We start from the raw sequence: 16036 nt of genomic DNA on the forward strand, positions 1-16036 counted from the left end.
TGATGTTTTCTGTAAAAGTTTAGAAGGTTATAAATCTAAATATATCTTTAATATCTACCTTATAAATTTTACCATCGGAATATTGTTTTTTTAATTCATTAGAGTTTTAAAGAACTCTTTTATTTCTTTTTAAAATTTCGTTTCAGAATACTCCAATTCTTTTTTTGGATTCAACTTTCTCTTTTACAAATAATAAAACGCCTCTTTTTATTTGAATAAAAAGAGGGTCGTATTGACTATAATAATAGAATTAAATTTTGCATACAATTTAAGTTTTATCAAGGAGTTGTTGAGGAAACTTGTAACACTTTTCCGTTATAATATTTATTTCCTGTCAGTGCGAAATCAAAAATATAATTTGCCATTTCAGGTGCCGTTATAGGTGCCTGATAATCTGGAAAAGCTTCTTGTAACATTTCTGTTTGCACAGCTCCTAGGGCAAGGACATTAAAGGCAATTCCTTTTTCTTTATATTCTTCTGCCAGTAATTCAGATAACGTTATAACAGCTCCTTTACTAGAACTATAAGCAGAAAGCCCTGCAAATTTCATGCTTCCTTGTATGCCTCCCATAGAACTAATAGTTACCACGTGGCTTCCTTTTTGAAGATACGGAATACAGATGCGGGTTAATGCTGCTACGCCAAAAACGTTTACTTTATAAACATTTTCAAATTCAACAGATGTAATTTCTTCAAAAGGTTTATACAATAAACTTCCTGCATTATGGATTACTACATCTATTTGTTTCCAGGATTGCTTTAAAAAATTTTTTATTGAATATAAATCTTCTTCAACAGCCAAATCAACGGCAAGACAGATTATGTTTTTATGTTCTATTAGAGGCTGTGGCATTTTACGTGAAATAGCCAATACTTGATGTCCTGCATTAGCAAATTGCAAGGCCAATTCGTATCCTATTCCTCTGGAGGTTCCTGTAATGACAATATTTTTATTTTTCATTTAACTTAATTTCTTTTGTAGCTGCGTTAATCATTTTTTCAAGTACAATCTTACTTTTTTCTGTTACTTTTTGAATATGTTGGATATCCATTTTATCAAATTCATCTTTTACGTGATGATAAAATTTATAATTTTCAAAATCAAAACTAGAGATTGTATGTGCTGGGATGTGATACTCTTCATAAAAGGGATAATTATCTGATGCTTTAAAGAGTTGGTATCTACTTTCTACAGGAAGGTAACCTACCCATTTTTCACTGGCATATTCATTCATTTTTTTAGCCATATTCGATTTGGTAATACCTGTCATATAAACCAACATTTCTTTTCTATTCATTGGGATGCCTATCATTTCATAGTTGAACATAAAATAAATGTCAATTGCTGCATTTTTCATCTTTTGGGCTAAATGACGTGACCCTAACAATCCTTTTTCTTCGGCTGTAAACAAAGCAAAAACAATGGAACGTTTATTATTTTTTTTCTCTGAAAAATAGCGCATTACTTCTAATACGGCTGTGGTTCCCACTGCATTGTCATTAGCTCCATTAGCTATCCTATCGCCTTCTACCTCTGTGGCACTACCTATGTGGTCGTAATGCCCCCCAATAACTACATATTCATTTTTTAAAACAGGATCGTTTCCCTCTATAACCCCAACAATATTATAGGCTGGTTTATGATAATCTGACAATTTATCTCGATAGGTTTTATAAAAAGGTTTTACTTGATTTTCTTTGAATTGATTTTCTAAAAACACCATTACGTTTTCCATTTCAGGTGTTCCTGGTTCACGTCCTTTATTCTCATCTGAGGTTAAAAATTGTAACGTTTTTTCAATTCTTTTTATCTTTTGTTCTTCTGCTTCTTGAGCATTTAGATTTATAAAAGAACTAACTAATAATATACCTACTAGCTTATATATATTCATGCTATCAGTTATTTTAAAATTTTTCCTTCTGTTTGTAGAATCCATTGCAACTCGGCATCTTTGTTATTCTGATAATCTTCTTTTTTAGAAGTTATCGCAACTTGCGGCATTACTCCCCTCCCTTTTATAGTTGATTTTTTCACAACTCCTATTTCCATCATTCCTACTCTAAATTTTAGTTTAGAATGAGGCAAAGTTAATATAGGGAGTGTTCCTGCTACCGTACTATTAAAAGCACCTCCTGTTTCTTCTCCCACAAAAATGCCTCTATTTATATTTTGTAAATTAGCTGAAATAACACTAGAAGCTGAAAAACTTCCTCCATCTATAAGTACATATAATTTTCCTTGATAATTATTATCTTTAGGTTGCAATCTATCAGTTAATTTTGATTTTTGATAAAAAAAGCCTTTGGGTGATTTTTTTATCAAAAACAAATTTTTAATAATATATGGAACTACTATAGGTGCTAATGAAATCAGAATTCCTTTAGGAACATTACGAAACATATTGGTTGCTAAACTCGTTCGATTTGTTACTTTTAAGGTATCTACAAAATTCACAAAATCGGGACTAATATACGTAAATAAATTCTTAATTTCTTCAATACTTCCCCCTCCGTTATTTCGTAAATCAAGCACTAAGGTCTTTCCTTTTTTATTTTCAATTTCTTTGAATATGAGTGCGTAAGCTTTTGATTGTTTCCCTCCTACAAATTTTTTTATACGTAATACGACTAATGAAGAATCTGTTGTAGGATAGATTAGTTGTCGGGTAAACTCTTTTTTTATTTCATCGTATCCAAAAATTGATTTTTTTATTTCCAATTCTTTTTCATGTGCTCTTCGAAATTCTTTTTCGTTTTTAGATCTCTTTTTAATTGAATCTGCTGATTTTTTTGTCTTTTCTTTTTTAAATCCTTTCGTTAAAGCGACTCTCGTTAAAAGTTTTTTATAAAGACTGTCTTTGTATGAAAATTCTACTTGTATACTATCTGTAATTTGCTTTTCTAATTTAAAATAATTAACAATTTTATTGGCAAAGGCTCGATTATAATACGTTTGATTGTAACCATCCGAAGCATCTGTTCCTTTATATTTAGCAAATAAATATTGAGGCGTTATTCCTTGTATTTTTTTTATAACGGTTCCTGTTTTTATCGTAATATCTTTAGAGTAATTTTGTGTAATAATTAACTCATCATCAATGTAAGAGAAACTAAATAAAGACAAAGGATAGGCTCCTTTTTTTTTCAAGTATTTTAATTCACTTCTAGTAAATTGTTTGTACAAGGGCTGTATAGCAGTATGTCCTTGTCTAACACTTGCCACTACCCTACTAATTCCAAAATAAAATTCATTTGGTTTTAAAGGATTTTTAATACTTTGTTTTAGACTATCAAATTTAAATTTTAAATCTTTTTTGTTAATATAGAACTCTAAAGAGGGATGCAGTTTAAATAATTTTCTCTGTACAAAATCTATATCTTTATGTAGTTTTTTTATTGCTATAGGAGTTTCTATGTGTTGATTTGCTTTATGCACTGATTGACAATTTTGAAATAATATCAAAATCAAGCCTACAATTAAGTTTTTTATTTTTTTAACCATCTATACGAATGTTGTTTCCTATGAGTTTCTATACAATATATTGTTGGTTGTAATTTCAAGTTACAAAATAAAAAAATCCCGAATGTTTTTCAACTTTCGGGACTTAATATTTTTTGGTTTATTTTTTTTATGCTAACATAGTTACTGGGTTTTCCATATAAGCTTTAAAAGTTTGTAAAAACTGTGCTCCTGTGGCACCATCTACTGTTCTATGATCACATGCTAAAGTAACGGTCATGGTATTACCTATCACAATTTGTCCGTTTTTAACAACTGGTTTTTCTACAATAGCTCCAACTGATAAAATAGCCGAATTGGGTTGATTAATAATAGAAGTAAAAGATTGAATTCCAAACATACCTAAGTTAGAAATAGTAAAAGTACTTCCTTCCATTTCGTTAGGTTGTATCTTTTTTATTTTAGCTCTTCCTGCCATATCTTTTACTGATGTTCCTATTTGAGACAGTGTCATTTGATCCGCAAATTTTAATACAGGTACTACTAAACCATCTTCTACTGCAACTGCAACACCAATGTTCACATGATGGTTTAAGATCATAGCCTCTTCTTTCCATTGTGAATTTACTTGTGGATGTTTTTTCAACGCCATAGCAGAGGCTTTTATTACCATATCATTAAAAGATACCTTCGTATTTGGCAAATTATTAATCATGGATCTAGATGTCATTGCATTATCCATATCTAACTCAATTGTTAGATAATAATGAGGTGCTGTAAATTTAGATTCTGATAAACGTTTTGCAATTACTTTGCGCATTTGTGAGTTTTTCACTTCTTCTTGATATACCTCACCTGCTGGCACGAAAGGTTTTACTTCAGCTACTGTTGCCACCGCTTCAACTACTACATCTGTGGTGGTTCTTGATACATTTACCTGCGCTACTGATGGACTGTATCCTTCAACATCTGCTTTTGTAATGCGCCCATTTTCTCCTGTTCCTTTTACAGAAGCTAAATTAATTCCTTTTTCTTGTGCAATTTTTTTAGCTAATGGAGAGGCAAAAATTCTCCCTGTGTTGTTTGATGCTTCTTTTTGAGGAGCCGAAACGACTTCTTCTTTTGACTCTGCAATTATTTCTGTCTTAGGTATCTCAACAGTACCTCCAGTTGAAAAATTAGCTAAAACAGTTGAAACATCTGTACCGGCTGGTCCTAAAATTGCCAAAATACTATCTACAGGAGCTGAATCGCCTGTTTGAACACCTATGTATAATAAAGTACCTGAATTAAACGATTCAAATTCCATGGTTGCTTTATCGGTTTCAATTTCAGCTAAAATATCGCCTTCTTTTATAGTATCTCCTATGTTTTTCAACCAACTTGCCACAGTACCTGTTGTCATGGTATCACTCAAACGAGGCATAGTAACTACTTTTACTCCTGCTGGTATTTCAAAAGAAGAAATAGAATTTGTTGTAGATGCTTCTACGTTAGTTTCTGCAACTGGTTCTTCTTTTTCGGAAACACCCCCATTTAATAAAGTTGAAATATCTTCGCCTTCTTGACCAATGATTGCTAATAATGAATCTACAGGAGCTGTTTGACCTGCTTCAATTCCTATATGTAATAATACCCCTGAATTAAAAGATTCAAACTCCATAGTGGCTTTATCGGTTTCAATTTCAGCCAATATATCTCCTTCTTTAATTTTATCTCCCACTTTTTTAAGCCATGTTGCCACAGTCCCTTCGGTCATGGTATCGCTCAAACGAGGCATGGTAACTACTATTGCCATAATTTTTTATAATTTATGAGGTAAAAATGGATAATTTTCTTGTTCGTATACAACGTCGTATAATTGTTCTATGGTAGGGAATGGTGATTCCTCGGCAAATTTTTCACACTCAGCTACCAAATCTGCCACACGTTGATCAATTACTTCAATTTCCGCATCTGTAGCATATCCTTCAGCTTTAATTATGTCTAAAACTTGGATAATTGGATCTATTTTTTTATATTCTTCTACCTCTTCTTTTGTTCTGTATAATTGTGCATCTGACATTGAGTGCCCTCTATAACGGTATGTCTTCATTTCTAAGAATGTTGGACCATCTCCACGACGTGCTCTATCAATAGCTTCATGCATAGCTTCTGCTACTTTCACAGGATTCATACCATCTACAGGTCCACATGGCATTTCATATCCCAAACCTAATTTCCAGATATCCGTATGGTTTGCGGTTCTTTCTACAGAAGTTCCCATAGCATATCCATTATTTTCAACGATAAAGACTACTGGTAATTTCCAATTCATTGCCATATTAAAGGCCTCATGCAAAGACCCTTGGCGTGCCGCTCCATCGCCAAAATAGGTTAATGTAACACCCTCACGACCAAAATATTTATCTGCAAAAGCAATCCCTGCACCCACAGGAATTTGAGCACCTACAATACCATGACCTCCATAAAAACCATGTTCTTTATCAAAGATGTGCATAGATCCTCCCATACCTTTAGACGTACCTGTTACTTTTCCTAACAATTCGGCCATCACCTTTCGAGGATCTGTACCCATACCTATTGGTTGTACGTGATTACGATATGCTGTAATCATTTTATCTTTAGACAAGTCCATAGCATGTAAAGCACCTGCTAATACCGCTTCTTGTCCATTATATAGATGCAAAAATCCTCTAACTTTTTGTTGAATATACAAGGCAGCAAGTTTATCTTCAAACTTTCTCCAGAACTGCATGTCTTCGTACCACTTAAGGTAGACTTCTTTTGTAATTGGTTTCATATCTAGCTTCTATTTGCTTTATTTATTATACATCTTATTAGCTTAACGGGCTAATAACTAAAGCATTTTTTTCTATAATTAATACATAAAGATGGGAGATCCCCAAATTAATGCTCTGCAAAAGTATAACTTTCCTAGTAAGTAGTAAAATTTAATAGGTAATTTTTAAATCATAAGAATTTTTTATCAAAAGTAAGCGGCAACAGATTTTCTATAGAATCTGATTTATACACTTCTCCCGTTTCTCCCATAAAATAAATTTCAATAGGATGTTCTTGTTTATACTCATATTCAAAAATAGATTGTCTACATGAACCACAGGGAGGTATAGGCTTATCTGTAACAGATAAAGTAGAACCCGCGGTAATTGCTATTTTTAAAATTTTGGCGTTTGGATATTGTGCTCCTGCATAAAAGATGGCTACTCTTTCTGCACATAAACCCGAAGGGTAAGCAGCATTTTCTTGATTAGAACCTGTCACAATTTGTCCATTATCTAACAAAAGGGCGGCTCCAACATTAAATTTAGAATAAGGGGCGTACGCCTGTATTCGAGCTTCAATGGCTTTTTGCATTAATGTTTTTACTTCCTCCGATAACTCAGCCACTGAATCATAAATACTCAGTTTTGTGTCAATTTTAATTTCTCTCATCATAAATGTTAAGGGGAAAAAAAATCCAAATTTCATTTTATTGAAATTTGGATTTTTAATTAATAATTTATTTTTTTAATATTGTTCGTAATCATCACCAAAGTTAATAGTCAACGAAAAACGCAATGTGTTTTCTAATGGATTTTTCACCTTAGACATTGAGAATAAGTATGAAACATCTACTTTTAAAGATGAATACTTAAACCCTGCTCCTATCGTTGCAAACTTTCTAGCTCCTTTTACAGCACTTTCATTAAAATAACCTCCTCTAAAAGCAAAAGAATCTTGGTACCAATATTCTAATCCCGCTGCCCAAGTAGTTTCTTTTAGTTCTTCACTAAAACCTCCTGGAGCATCACCAAAAGATTTAAACATTCCTGAAACCCAACCTGTACTATTATACTGATTAATAGCGTCGCGATAATCTTTTTGTTCTGAAGCATCTAAAATACCATTTCCATTACTATCAATGGCTGTTTTAGGAGTTGGCACTAATAATTTATTAAATTCTAAAGTGGTAGACAATTTATTATAATCATCAAAGATAAAATCAAATCCACCTCCTAGACGCAAATTAGCTGGTAAAAAGTTAGAACTACGTTCCACATCTGAATCATACGAAATTTTAGGTCCCATATTTTGGATGTTAAAACCACCTCTCCATCTACCATTAAAATTTTTATAAGCTATTTCAGATGATTCATAATAACCTGCTACATCTACTGCAAATGTTTGAGCAGATTTCGCATCATTTGTACTTGTAGGTATTCTTAAATTAGAACGAATATATCGACCTGCAATACCCATTGAAAATCTATCGCTTAGTTGCAAGGAATAAGATCCATCTAGCGCTAATTCATTTGGATTAACATTGCCCGTTTGAACTCCTGTTTCATTTCTTAATTCAATTTCTCCTAAACCAAAATATCGAAATCCAAGTCCAAAAGCACTTCTTTCGTTAAATCTATTAAAGTATGTAAGCTGTCCTAAAGACATATCATTTACTAATTCAGTTAAATAAGGGGTGTAACTAACGGATACTCCTTGCTTTTTTAAGGAAAAAGCATATTTAGCGGGATTATATTGTTGCGAAAAAGCATCAGGCGAAGTTGCCACACCCATATCTCCCATAGATGCCCCTCTTGCATCAGCAGTTATTTGCAAAAATGGCACTGCTGTGGTTATAACCCTATTATCATTCTGAAACTGAGCTAAAGCACTCACTCCTGTAAAAATCCCGATTATTATTAAACTAACTTTTTTCATTGAATTAAATAAAATGTCTACAAATATAATTTCTTTTATCAAAAAATTACTAATTTTTCTATTTTTTCCGCTTTTTTATTTGACACAATAGACTTGACACTCAACTTATATAAATAAACGCCTTTTCCTATTTTATCTCCAAAATCATCTTTCCCATTCCATATCAAATCTCTTGATAAAAAACCTGTTGTAGACACTGTCTGGTTTTTTGTCCAAACAATCTTTCCAGTTATTGTCATTACTTGAACTTGCACTTCTAAAGGTTCAAAGGGCTTATTATGAGTAAACCAAAACTCTGTATAATTAACAAATGGATTCGGGTAATTCAATACGTTTGTCAGCACCAAATCTGAATCATCTATTACAACAAACTTCAAGTCTGAGCTCACCATATTATTATAAACATCCCAAGCTTTAACTGTTAAAGTGTGTATCCCAGGTGCTAATTTTGAAAATTGGTAATTTACGACTCCTTTTGTATAATCGTCTTTTACTGAATTATAAAAATCATTTAAAATAATAGGTTTTGTTTCATCTCCATCTAAAAAGACCACTATATCATGACCAATTCCTCCTGCTGTATTAATCCCGTTTTCGTCTTGTAATTCTACAATTAATACTGGTTTTTGATTGACAATACTTCCTGCAACAAAATTTTTATCATTAATATATAACTGCATTTTTGGAGGAATATTATCCTCAGGTGCATTTTGGTTGATTCCTCCAACTTTTATATTTAGATCATGTCCTGTTTTATCTTTTATCCCTGTTTCTTCTGCAACATAAAAACTTGCTTTCCCATTTCCTAGGGGAATTGCAATATCTTTAGGAACTACAAAATTAAATTCAAATTTTCCTTCTTTAGCATTAGCATTCCCTCTAAAAATAGTTTCCCCCATAGATTTAAAAGACAATTTGGGCAAAATACCATCATTTGCCAAAGTATTTTTATCTATAAACTTATCAAAAATACTTACAAATAATTCACCATAAAAATCCTTTTGCAACTGTCCTTTGTCATCTTGTATTTCACCTGAAATCTTTATTTTTGACAACGCAGATAAACTACCCGTGTAAGTAGCAATTGGCTCATCATTTATATGGGTTATTACTGCTTTTGGGTCAGGTATAGCCAGTTTCATTGCTGGATCACCAATAAATGAAATTACATGATTTCCGATATTTAATGATTCTTTTTTAGCTAAACGTACTGCTTCTGCAATTGACACTTTTCCTTTATCTGAATATCCAAACAAATAAGGGGCTATTAATAAATTATATTGTTCTCCTATAAATTGATAAATTAATCTTGAGGTAGAAATCAAGGCAACTGGGCCTCCTTGTGGATTTTGAAAAGCAATTTCTCCACCTGTATCTTTTAAAGGATTATCATAACGAGTAAACTCACATGTTACCGTCATAAAAAGAGGAAATCTATACGGATTTTGTAACGCTTTTATATCGGCCAATTCAAACAAACGCTCGCTCGCCAAACCTGTTTCTCCTCCATGACCTATATATATCATAGCTAACGCTCCTTGTGAAAAAGAGTTTAGAAACTCTTCTTTTGCTTTTGGATATTTCTGACCTCCAGAAGTAATGATTTGTTCATAGGCATCTGTAAAAATCTTTTTTGCATTAAAAAAAGGACGATTGGCTAGTATTGCATCTGCCATATTATTCAAATTCACTTGCAAAGTTGCATCCGAATTCTTGTCTACATCATCTGATAAAAAAACCAGATTATTTCGCCACTTTCCTACTGATTTTTTATCATGATATTGAATAATTTTATCCACTATTTGTTGAGCTTGTAAAATATCTTTCGCTAAAATTCTTCCTACAGCTATATCACATCCTTCTGTTCCTGTCATACGCCCTTCATCAGGATCCATCATTCCAAAGAATTCATCTGAAACAAACGAGTCAGACAAGGTAAAACTTCCTAATGATTGCAAATTTGGCACCAAATTAGTATTGTTTTTTACCCTGTCTTTATAATCAAAAGAAGCATCTCCAAAAAGACATAAATAATTTATTTTTTTTCCTTCTGGCGCATTTTCATATATGTATCTTACTAAATTACGAATAGCTCCTATATCTTGTTTACTCGTTGAAAACTCGTTATAAATAGCATCTAAGGTCACAACCTTAACGTTCAATTTTGAATAATTTCTATGAAAATCGGCTAAACGATCTGCTTGAGATTTCAAAATCCTAGGGGTTACAATCAAATAATCAAGGGGTTTAATCTGATTATTTTCATCCAAAAAAAGGTTTCCTTTTAAATCTTGGTTCACCACATTTGAAGTCTCATCAAATTTAGGATAGTAATAATCATTAGGATCTACTACTACGTACTCATGTACTTTTTTATCTATAAGGCTTAAAAAAGAAAAATCATTTTCTGTTCCCTTGTTTATTTTAGAAACCGCATCAAAAGTAGTTACATCCCAAATTTCACTAACTGAACCTACATTTTTGAGGTTGTACTGACCTATTAAAGGACTCTTGTTTTCTACTTGATTAATTCTAAAACCAAACTGTTTACCATAACCTATCAGATTGGATTTTGCAGTGATACTCAAAAAATCTAAATAACATTTTGCGGAAGGAATACCATTGTTATTATAGGATAAAGCAACTGATATCGTATTTGAAGTATTTTCTCTATACCTTGTCAGAAAAACACCTTCTTGCCCTTTTACTGTACTTAAATCTGAAATTCCCAAAAAAGTAACCAGTCCTTGATTCGTGCCATTTATAGCTACGTTCATACTTGAAGACTTAGCACTGGTTGCAACAGAACTAAGATTAACAACAACCTCTTCTCCCAAAACTAGATTAGGCACAAAAAAATCGAAGGTGTAATTAGACTTTAAATGCAGCTCTTCGCCAAACCAACGTCTCCCAAACTCACCTATATTATATTTATCAACTTCGTGGTAGGCATAAAAATCATATTTATCAAAAAAAACGTGCGCGGAACCAACAGGTTGGACTTTTGTTTGTATTCTTTTTCCTTTATCTTCTCCACTGGTTATATAGTAGTAGGATTTATCCGCATATAAATTATTATGAGTCCTATTTTCCTCACTCCATTTATCCATACCTAACCCATAGAATAAAACATAATCAGAATCATCAAAAACACCATCTTCTTCTCCTATTACTTGAATTGCGTTTTCTTGTAAATCTAAATTAGAATTTTCAGAATTTAACAAAGGAATCATAGCTCCTCCATTACCATAAATCTTCAGAGTCCGAGGATCTGCATTAACATCAATCCCTAATTGAGACAAAAAAGATTTAGTTATTTTATATACTCCTGATTTTTCAATATAAAACTTTTTCCACCCCCCCTTTCGTAATACTGAATTTTGTAAATTTCCAGTAGTAGCTCTTGCAAACATTTTTTTATTTACACTTTCTTTAAAGAAATAACTAAAAGAAATAACTTTTTTATAAACATTTCCTTCCTTATATATTGGATTAAAACTTAAAACAACCGAAGTTTCATCTCTAAAGGTAACATTTTTTATTTTGAAATCTATAGACTCATTAATGTTCTTTGGATCTAAAATCCCCAATTCAGATGCTTCAATTTCATCTGTTATTATCTCATAGCATTTTAAAGAGCTTTCTTCTGAAAAACTATTTTCAGCAATTTTTTTTGAAAACAATAAACTTTTGTTCTCAAAACTAAAGACCAGCCCTTCTGGCTGAAAATTAGGAATTGCTACTATTCTTGTTTCATCATATCTTAAAGGTTTTGTAGTCCAACTTAATTCTATATTCCCTAAAGATTGAGCCTCTAAATAAAAACAATGTAAAAAACTAAAAAAAATTAACACCCATTTCATACACAAGTAAACCAAATTATTTGACAATATTATCGGTAAAAATAAACTTAAATAAGCAATAAACCACTTTTTTAATCGTTAATGATTTATTATATTTATAGAATAATTCTATGCTGAAAAAATAATTTAGTAAGTATTATTGCTAATTACTCGTTAATTATTATATTGCATCACTTTAAATAATTACCTACTGAAAGTATGAAAGTAAACAAAACGATGACAGTAAGAGCGCTTTTATCTGCTATGGTGCTTTTAAGTTTTACTACCAGTTGTAGTAAAAAGTCTAGTACTAAAGACACTTCAGCTGCAACAGGCTGGAAAATTAATGATCCTAATGGAGGTTTCCAGTACAACTCGAGTTTTACCAAACAAGAAACAGGTCCTGGTCTAATTTTAGTTGAAGGAGGAACGTTTACGATGGGAAAAATTCAAGATGACGTTATGCATGATTGGAATAACACTCCTTCGCAGCAACATGTTCAGTCTTTTTATATGGATGAAACCGAAGTAACGAACATAATGTATATGGAGTACTTAGATTGGATTAAAAGAGTTTTTCCTCCAACAGAAGAAAATTACAAACACATATACAATGGTGCATTGCCAGACACTTTAGTGTGGAGAAATCGTTTAGGTTATAATGAAACGATGACTAATAATTATCTGCGCCATCCTGCTTATTCTCAATATCCTGTGGTTGGTGTTAATTGGTTACAAGCCACAGAGTTTGCAAAATGGAGAACTAACCGCGTAAATGAAGCCCTTTTAGAAAGAGAAGGCTACATGAAGAAAGGTGCTAAACTAGTAGATACTGATGCTAATAACAGTTTTGACACAGAGGCTTATTTAGTATCTCCTTCTACCTCTTTTGGCGGAAATGAAGAAATCATACTTCAAAAAAGCCGCGGTAGATCTAGTGCCAAATCAGCTAAAAAATCTGGAAAAGATCCAGCAACTGCTAGTACTGATGGTCCTAAAAATGTATATGCTCAAAAAACTTCAGGTTTATTACTCCCTGAATACAGACTTCCTACAGAAGCTGAATGGGAATACGCAGCTGCTTCCGATGTGGGAACTCGTGAATACAACACATACAGAGGGCAAAAAAAATATCCTTGGAAAGGTCAATACACTCGTTCTGGAAATAGAGTAACACGAGGAGATCAGTTGGCTAATTTCAAACAAGGAAAAGGAGATTATGGAGGAATTGCTGGTTGGTCGGATGACAATGCAGATATTACAGCTCCTGTAAAATCTTACAAACCAAACGATTTTGGTCTTTATGATATGGCTGGTAACGTAGCCGAATGGGTACAAGACGTTTACCGCCCTATAGTAGATGATGAAGCTAATGATTTTAACTATTTCCGTGGAAACGTTTATACTAAAAACCAAATAGACAAAGATGGTAAAATAGTTTTTGTTACTTCCGAAACTATAAAATATGACACTTTAAGCAATGGTAAAGTATTATCTAGAAACAAACCAGGCGAAATTGCTCAAGTTCCAGTTGACGAAAACGAAACCTATTTAAGACAAAACTTTTCAAGAAGCAACAACATAGGCTTTAGAGATGGGGACAAACAATCCTCCCGTTTCTATACCCTAAATGATGAGTTAGGAGAAGATTTAAAAGATAAAAAAAGAATGTACAACTCACCTATCCATAAAGTAGCTCCAGATAGCACAGGAAAAGTGGATCGTAAATTTGATAAATCGGACAAAAGAACTACATTAGTAGGCGACAATGTAAGAGTATACAAAGGGGGGTCTTGGAAAGACAGAGCTTACTGGTTAGATCCTGCTTCAAGAAGATATTTAAACCAAGACCTAGCTACCGATTTTATCGGATTTAGATGTGCTATGTCTCGCGTAGGTCCTAAGTCAGACTTCAAAAAAACACCAAGAAATAGAAAATAACATACTTTCGTTTAAAATAAAATCCCGCTTTTGCGGGATTTTATTTTTTTAGTACTTTAGCTTTATGAGAATAGAAGAATTATACCAATGCTTTTTACAGTGTGACACCGTTTGCACGGATACACGCAAAATAAGTCCTAACAGCCTTTTCATAGCTTTAAAAGGAGACAATTACAATGCTAACGAATTTGCCCAAGAAGCCCTAAACAAAGGAGCTCTTTTCGTTATTATTGACGATAAAAAATATTACACCGATGAGAATAAAATGTTACTTGTAAATAATTCACTCCAAGCGTTACAAGAACTTGCTAACTACCATCGTAATCAACTAGGACTTCCTATTATTGCACTAACTGGCAGCAACGGAAAAACAACCACTAAGGAATTAATAAACGTAGTACTTTCTAAAAAGTATAAAACAATAGCCACCATAGGCAACCTAAACAATCACATTGGTGTCCCGCTAACCTTGCTTTCTATCAAAGAAGATACTGATATTGCTATTGTTGAAATGGGCGCAAATCATCAAAAAGAAATCGAGTCATTGTGTTCTATAACCGAGCCTGATTTTGGTTATATCACTAATTTTGGAAAAGCTCATTTAGAAGGTTTTGGAGGCATAGAAGGTGTTATAAAAGGAAAAAGTGAAATGTATACTTATTTAAAAACTCATAACAAAACGGCCTTTGTTAACCTGGACGACTCTATTCAAGAAGAAAAAACACAACACATCAATCGTTATACCTTTTCAACCGATAACAATAAAAAAGCAAACATCATTATAAATAAAATTGAAGCCAATCCATTCGTAAAAATAAAATACAACGGAATTGAAATCCAATCGAACCTCATTGGAATATACAATTCCAATAATATTAATGTAGCTATTTCCATTGGAACTTATTTTAATGTATCAGAACAAGATATAAAACAGGCTATTGAAAACTATATCCCCGCAAACAATCGTTCGCAATTAATAGAAAAAGGAAACAACAAAATAATTTTAGATGCTTACAATGCTAACCCTAGTAGTATGGCTGCCGCTATAAGCAATTTCCAACAACTAGACGGCTCCAAAATTGCCTTTTTAGGCGATATGTTTGAACTTGGAGAAGAAAGCCTAACCGAACACAAGAAAATAATAGAATCCATCCTAAACCACACTTCTATTAATTTTTATTTTATTGGGAAAAATTTTTACTCTTCAAAAATAGAAAAAGAACACATACATTATTACACATCATTTGAAGATTTTGTTGAAAACAAACCTAACGGAATAAACAACAACACCATCTTAATAAAAGGATCTAGAGGAATGGCTCTTGAACGAATCCTGGATTTTTTTTAATTCCGAGTTAATATCAACTATTGCTCATTAAGAATAATTACTTCTTTTCGCAAAACACCCTTTCTAATACCTTAATAAACTGTATAACTCTCTTCAGAGTTATACAGTTTAGACCAACTTTTTAATTAATTTACAAATTTTTAACAAATCTTTTTGTTTTGGTTATTAGCATAAACAAACAACCTTTTTCAGGACGAAGTATACAATAATTACATAAGGATTCTTTTAAGACCTTATTTTTTTAAAACAGCACAATAATATTTTTTAAAAAACCCAGACAAACAATTATTTAATAAACAAACCATATAAAGCTATATTTTTATAGAATTTTCTTATTTTTGAAAAAAAACAATGAAAAAAACTATATCTCTCACAATTTTTCTTTTTTTCAATAAATTTTATTCACAACATACAGAACCTTTTACATACGGATTAAAAATAGGTGCGGTGCATTCATCCGTTAGTAATCTTCCCGAAATGATTGTTGGCAGAGACAATTCTTTAACTCATTTTAGCCTAGATTCTAAAGGAAGTTACGGAGTAGAAGGCGGTTTTTTTGTAAATGCTAAACTACCCAATACAAGAGTAGCCTTACAAGGTGAAATCCTTTACAGAAACACAGGAGACAAATTAACATTCAACAATGCTTTAGGTAAAAACTATACTTTAAGTTTTGATTATTCTTTTATAACCATTGGAGCCATTTATAAAATATATCCTTA

Annotated in this window: 10 protein-coding genes and 1 pseudogene; 3 read left to right on the plus strand and 8 right to left on the minus strand. The window is 32.2% G+C overall.

Annotated features, from left to right (window positions below; genetic code table 11):
* Positions 1–278: 278 nt before the first annotated feature.
* The 8 genes from B0A78_RS05425 to porU all read right to left on the minus strand — a co-directional run bounded on the left by B0A78_RS05425 (position 279) and on the right by porU (position 12046).
* A complete protein-coding gene (locus B0A78_RS05425) occupies positions 279–962 on the minus strand; it encodes an SDR family NAD(P)-dependent oxidoreductase (protein WP_065213090.1) in 684 nt (227 codons plus the stop codon).
* Positions 952–1893, minus strand: a complete 942-nt coding sequence (locus tag B0A78_RS05430) for a M20/M25/M40 family metallo-hydrolase (protein WP_041253518.1) — start codon at positions 1891–1893, stop codon at positions 952–954. Before B0A78_RS05430 ends, B0A78_RS05425 begins: the two co-directional genes overlap by 11 nt.
* Positions 1894–1901: 8 nt before the next feature.
* A complete protein-coding gene (locus tag B0A78_RS05435) occupies positions 1902–3503 on the minus strand; it encodes a S41 family peptidase (RefSeq protein WP_014166245.1) in 1602 nt (533 codons plus the stop codon).
* 127 nt (positions 3504–3630) lie between these two features.
* Positions 3631–5259, minus strand: coding sequence for a pyruvate dehydrogenase complex dihydrolipoamide acetyltransferase (locus tag B0A78_RS05440; RefSeq protein WP_065213089.1), 1629 nt, complete (start codon positions 5257–5259; stop codon positions 3631–3633).
* Between the two features lie 6 nt (positions 5260–5265).
* Positions 5266–6264 carry a pyruvate dehydrogenase (acetyl-transferring) E1 component subunit alpha gene (pdhA, locus tag B0A78_RS05445; RefSeq protein ID WP_014166247.1) on the minus strand — a complete coding sequence of 333 codons (999 nt, stop codon included), beginning with the start codon at positions 6262–6264 and terminating at the stop codon, positions 5266–5268.
* A gap of 170 nt (positions 6265–6434) precedes the next feature.
* Positions 6435–6917 carry a cytidine deaminase gene (cdd, locus tag B0A78_RS05450; RefSeq protein WP_041253268.1) on the minus strand — a complete coding sequence of 161 codons (483 nt, stop codon included), beginning with the start codon at positions 6915–6917 and terminating at the stop codon, positions 6435–6437.
* A 75-nt stretch (positions 6918–6992) separates the two neighbouring features.
* Positions 6993–8183 carry a type IX secretion system outer membrane channel protein PorV gene (gene porV, locus B0A78_RS05455; protein ID WP_014166249.1) on the minus strand — a complete coding sequence of 397 codons (1191 nt, stop codon included), beginning with the start codon at positions 8181–8183 and terminating at the stop codon, positions 6993–6995.
* Between the two features lie 38 nt (positions 8184–8221).
* Positions 8222–12046, minus strand: coding sequence for a type IX secretion system sortase PorU (gene porU, locus B0A78_RS05460; RefSeq protein WP_065213088.1), 3825 nt, complete (start codon positions 12044–12046; stop codon positions 8222–8224).
* Between the two features lie 198 nt (positions 12047–12244).
* On the opposite strand from porU, the gene gldJ reads away from it, so the two are divergent.
* The 3 genes and pseudogenes from gldJ to B0A78_RS05475 form a co-directional block, all read left to right on the plus strand.
* A complete protein-coding gene (gene gldJ / locus B0A78_RS05465; RefSeq protein WP_097609449.1) occupies positions 12245–13966 on the plus strand; it encodes a gliding motility lipoprotein GldJ in 1722 nt (573 codons plus the stop codon).
* Positions 13967–14030: 64 nt separating this feature from the next.
* Complete coding sequence (locus tag B0A78_RS05470; RefSeq protein WP_014166252.1) at positions 14031–15314, plus strand: UDP-N-acetylmuramoyl-tripeptide--D-alanyl-D-alanine ligase; 1284 nt, start codon at positions 14031–14033, stop codon at positions 15312–15314.
* A gap of 351 nt (positions 15315–15665) precedes the next feature.
* Positions 15666–16036 (plus strand): annotated as a pseudogene (locus tag B0A78_RS05475) (outer membrane beta-barrel protein); the annotation flags it as partial.

Origin of the sequence: Flavobacterium columnare NBRC 100251 = ATCC 23463 (genome assembly GCF_002530675.1) — a bacterium.
GTDB classification, from domain to species: Bacteria; Bacteroidota; Bacteroidia; order Flavobacteriales; family Flavobacteriaceae; genus Flavobacterium; species Flavobacterium columnare.

Bases quoted from the DNA above. Each gene is read 5' to 3' on its own strand.
- B0A78_RS05425 (WP_065213090.1), bottom strand. From the start codon at position 962: ATGAAAAATAAAAATATTGTCATTACAGGAACCTCCAGAGGAATAGGA.
- B0A78_RS05430 (WP_041253518.1), bottom strand. From the start codon at position 1,893: ATGAATATATATAAGCTAGTAGGTATATTATTAGTTAGTTCTTTTATA.
- B0A78_RS05435 (WP_014166245.1), bottom strand. From the start codon at position 3,503: ATGGTTAAAAAAATAAAAAACTTAATTGTAGGCTTGATTTTGATATTA.
- B0A78_RS05440 (WP_065213089.1), bottom strand. From the start codon at position 5,259: ATGGCAATAGTAGTTACCATGCCTCGTTTGAGCGATACCATGACCGAA.
- pdhA (WP_014166247.1), bottom strand. From the start codon at position 6,264: ATGAAACCAATTACAAAAGAAGTCTACCTTAAGTGGTACGAAGACATG.
- cdd (WP_041253268.1), bottom strand. From the start codon at position 6,917: ATGAGAGAAATTAAAATTGACACAAAACTGAGTATTTATGATTCAGTG.
- porV (WP_014166249.1), bottom strand. From the start codon at position 8,183: ATGAAAAAAGTTAGTTTAATAATAATCGGGATTTTTACAGGAGTGAGT.
- porU (WP_065213088.1), bottom strand. From the start codon at position 12,046: ATGAAATGGGTGTTAATTTTTTTTAGTTTTTTACATTGTTTTTATTTA.
- gldJ (WP_097609449.1), top strand. From the start codon at position 12,245: ATGAAAGTAAACAAAACGATGACAGTAAGAGCGCTTTTATCTGCTATG.
- B0A78_RS05470 (WP_014166252.1), top strand. From the start codon at position 14,031: ATGAGAATAGAAGAATTATACCAATGCTTTTTACAGTGTGACACCGTT.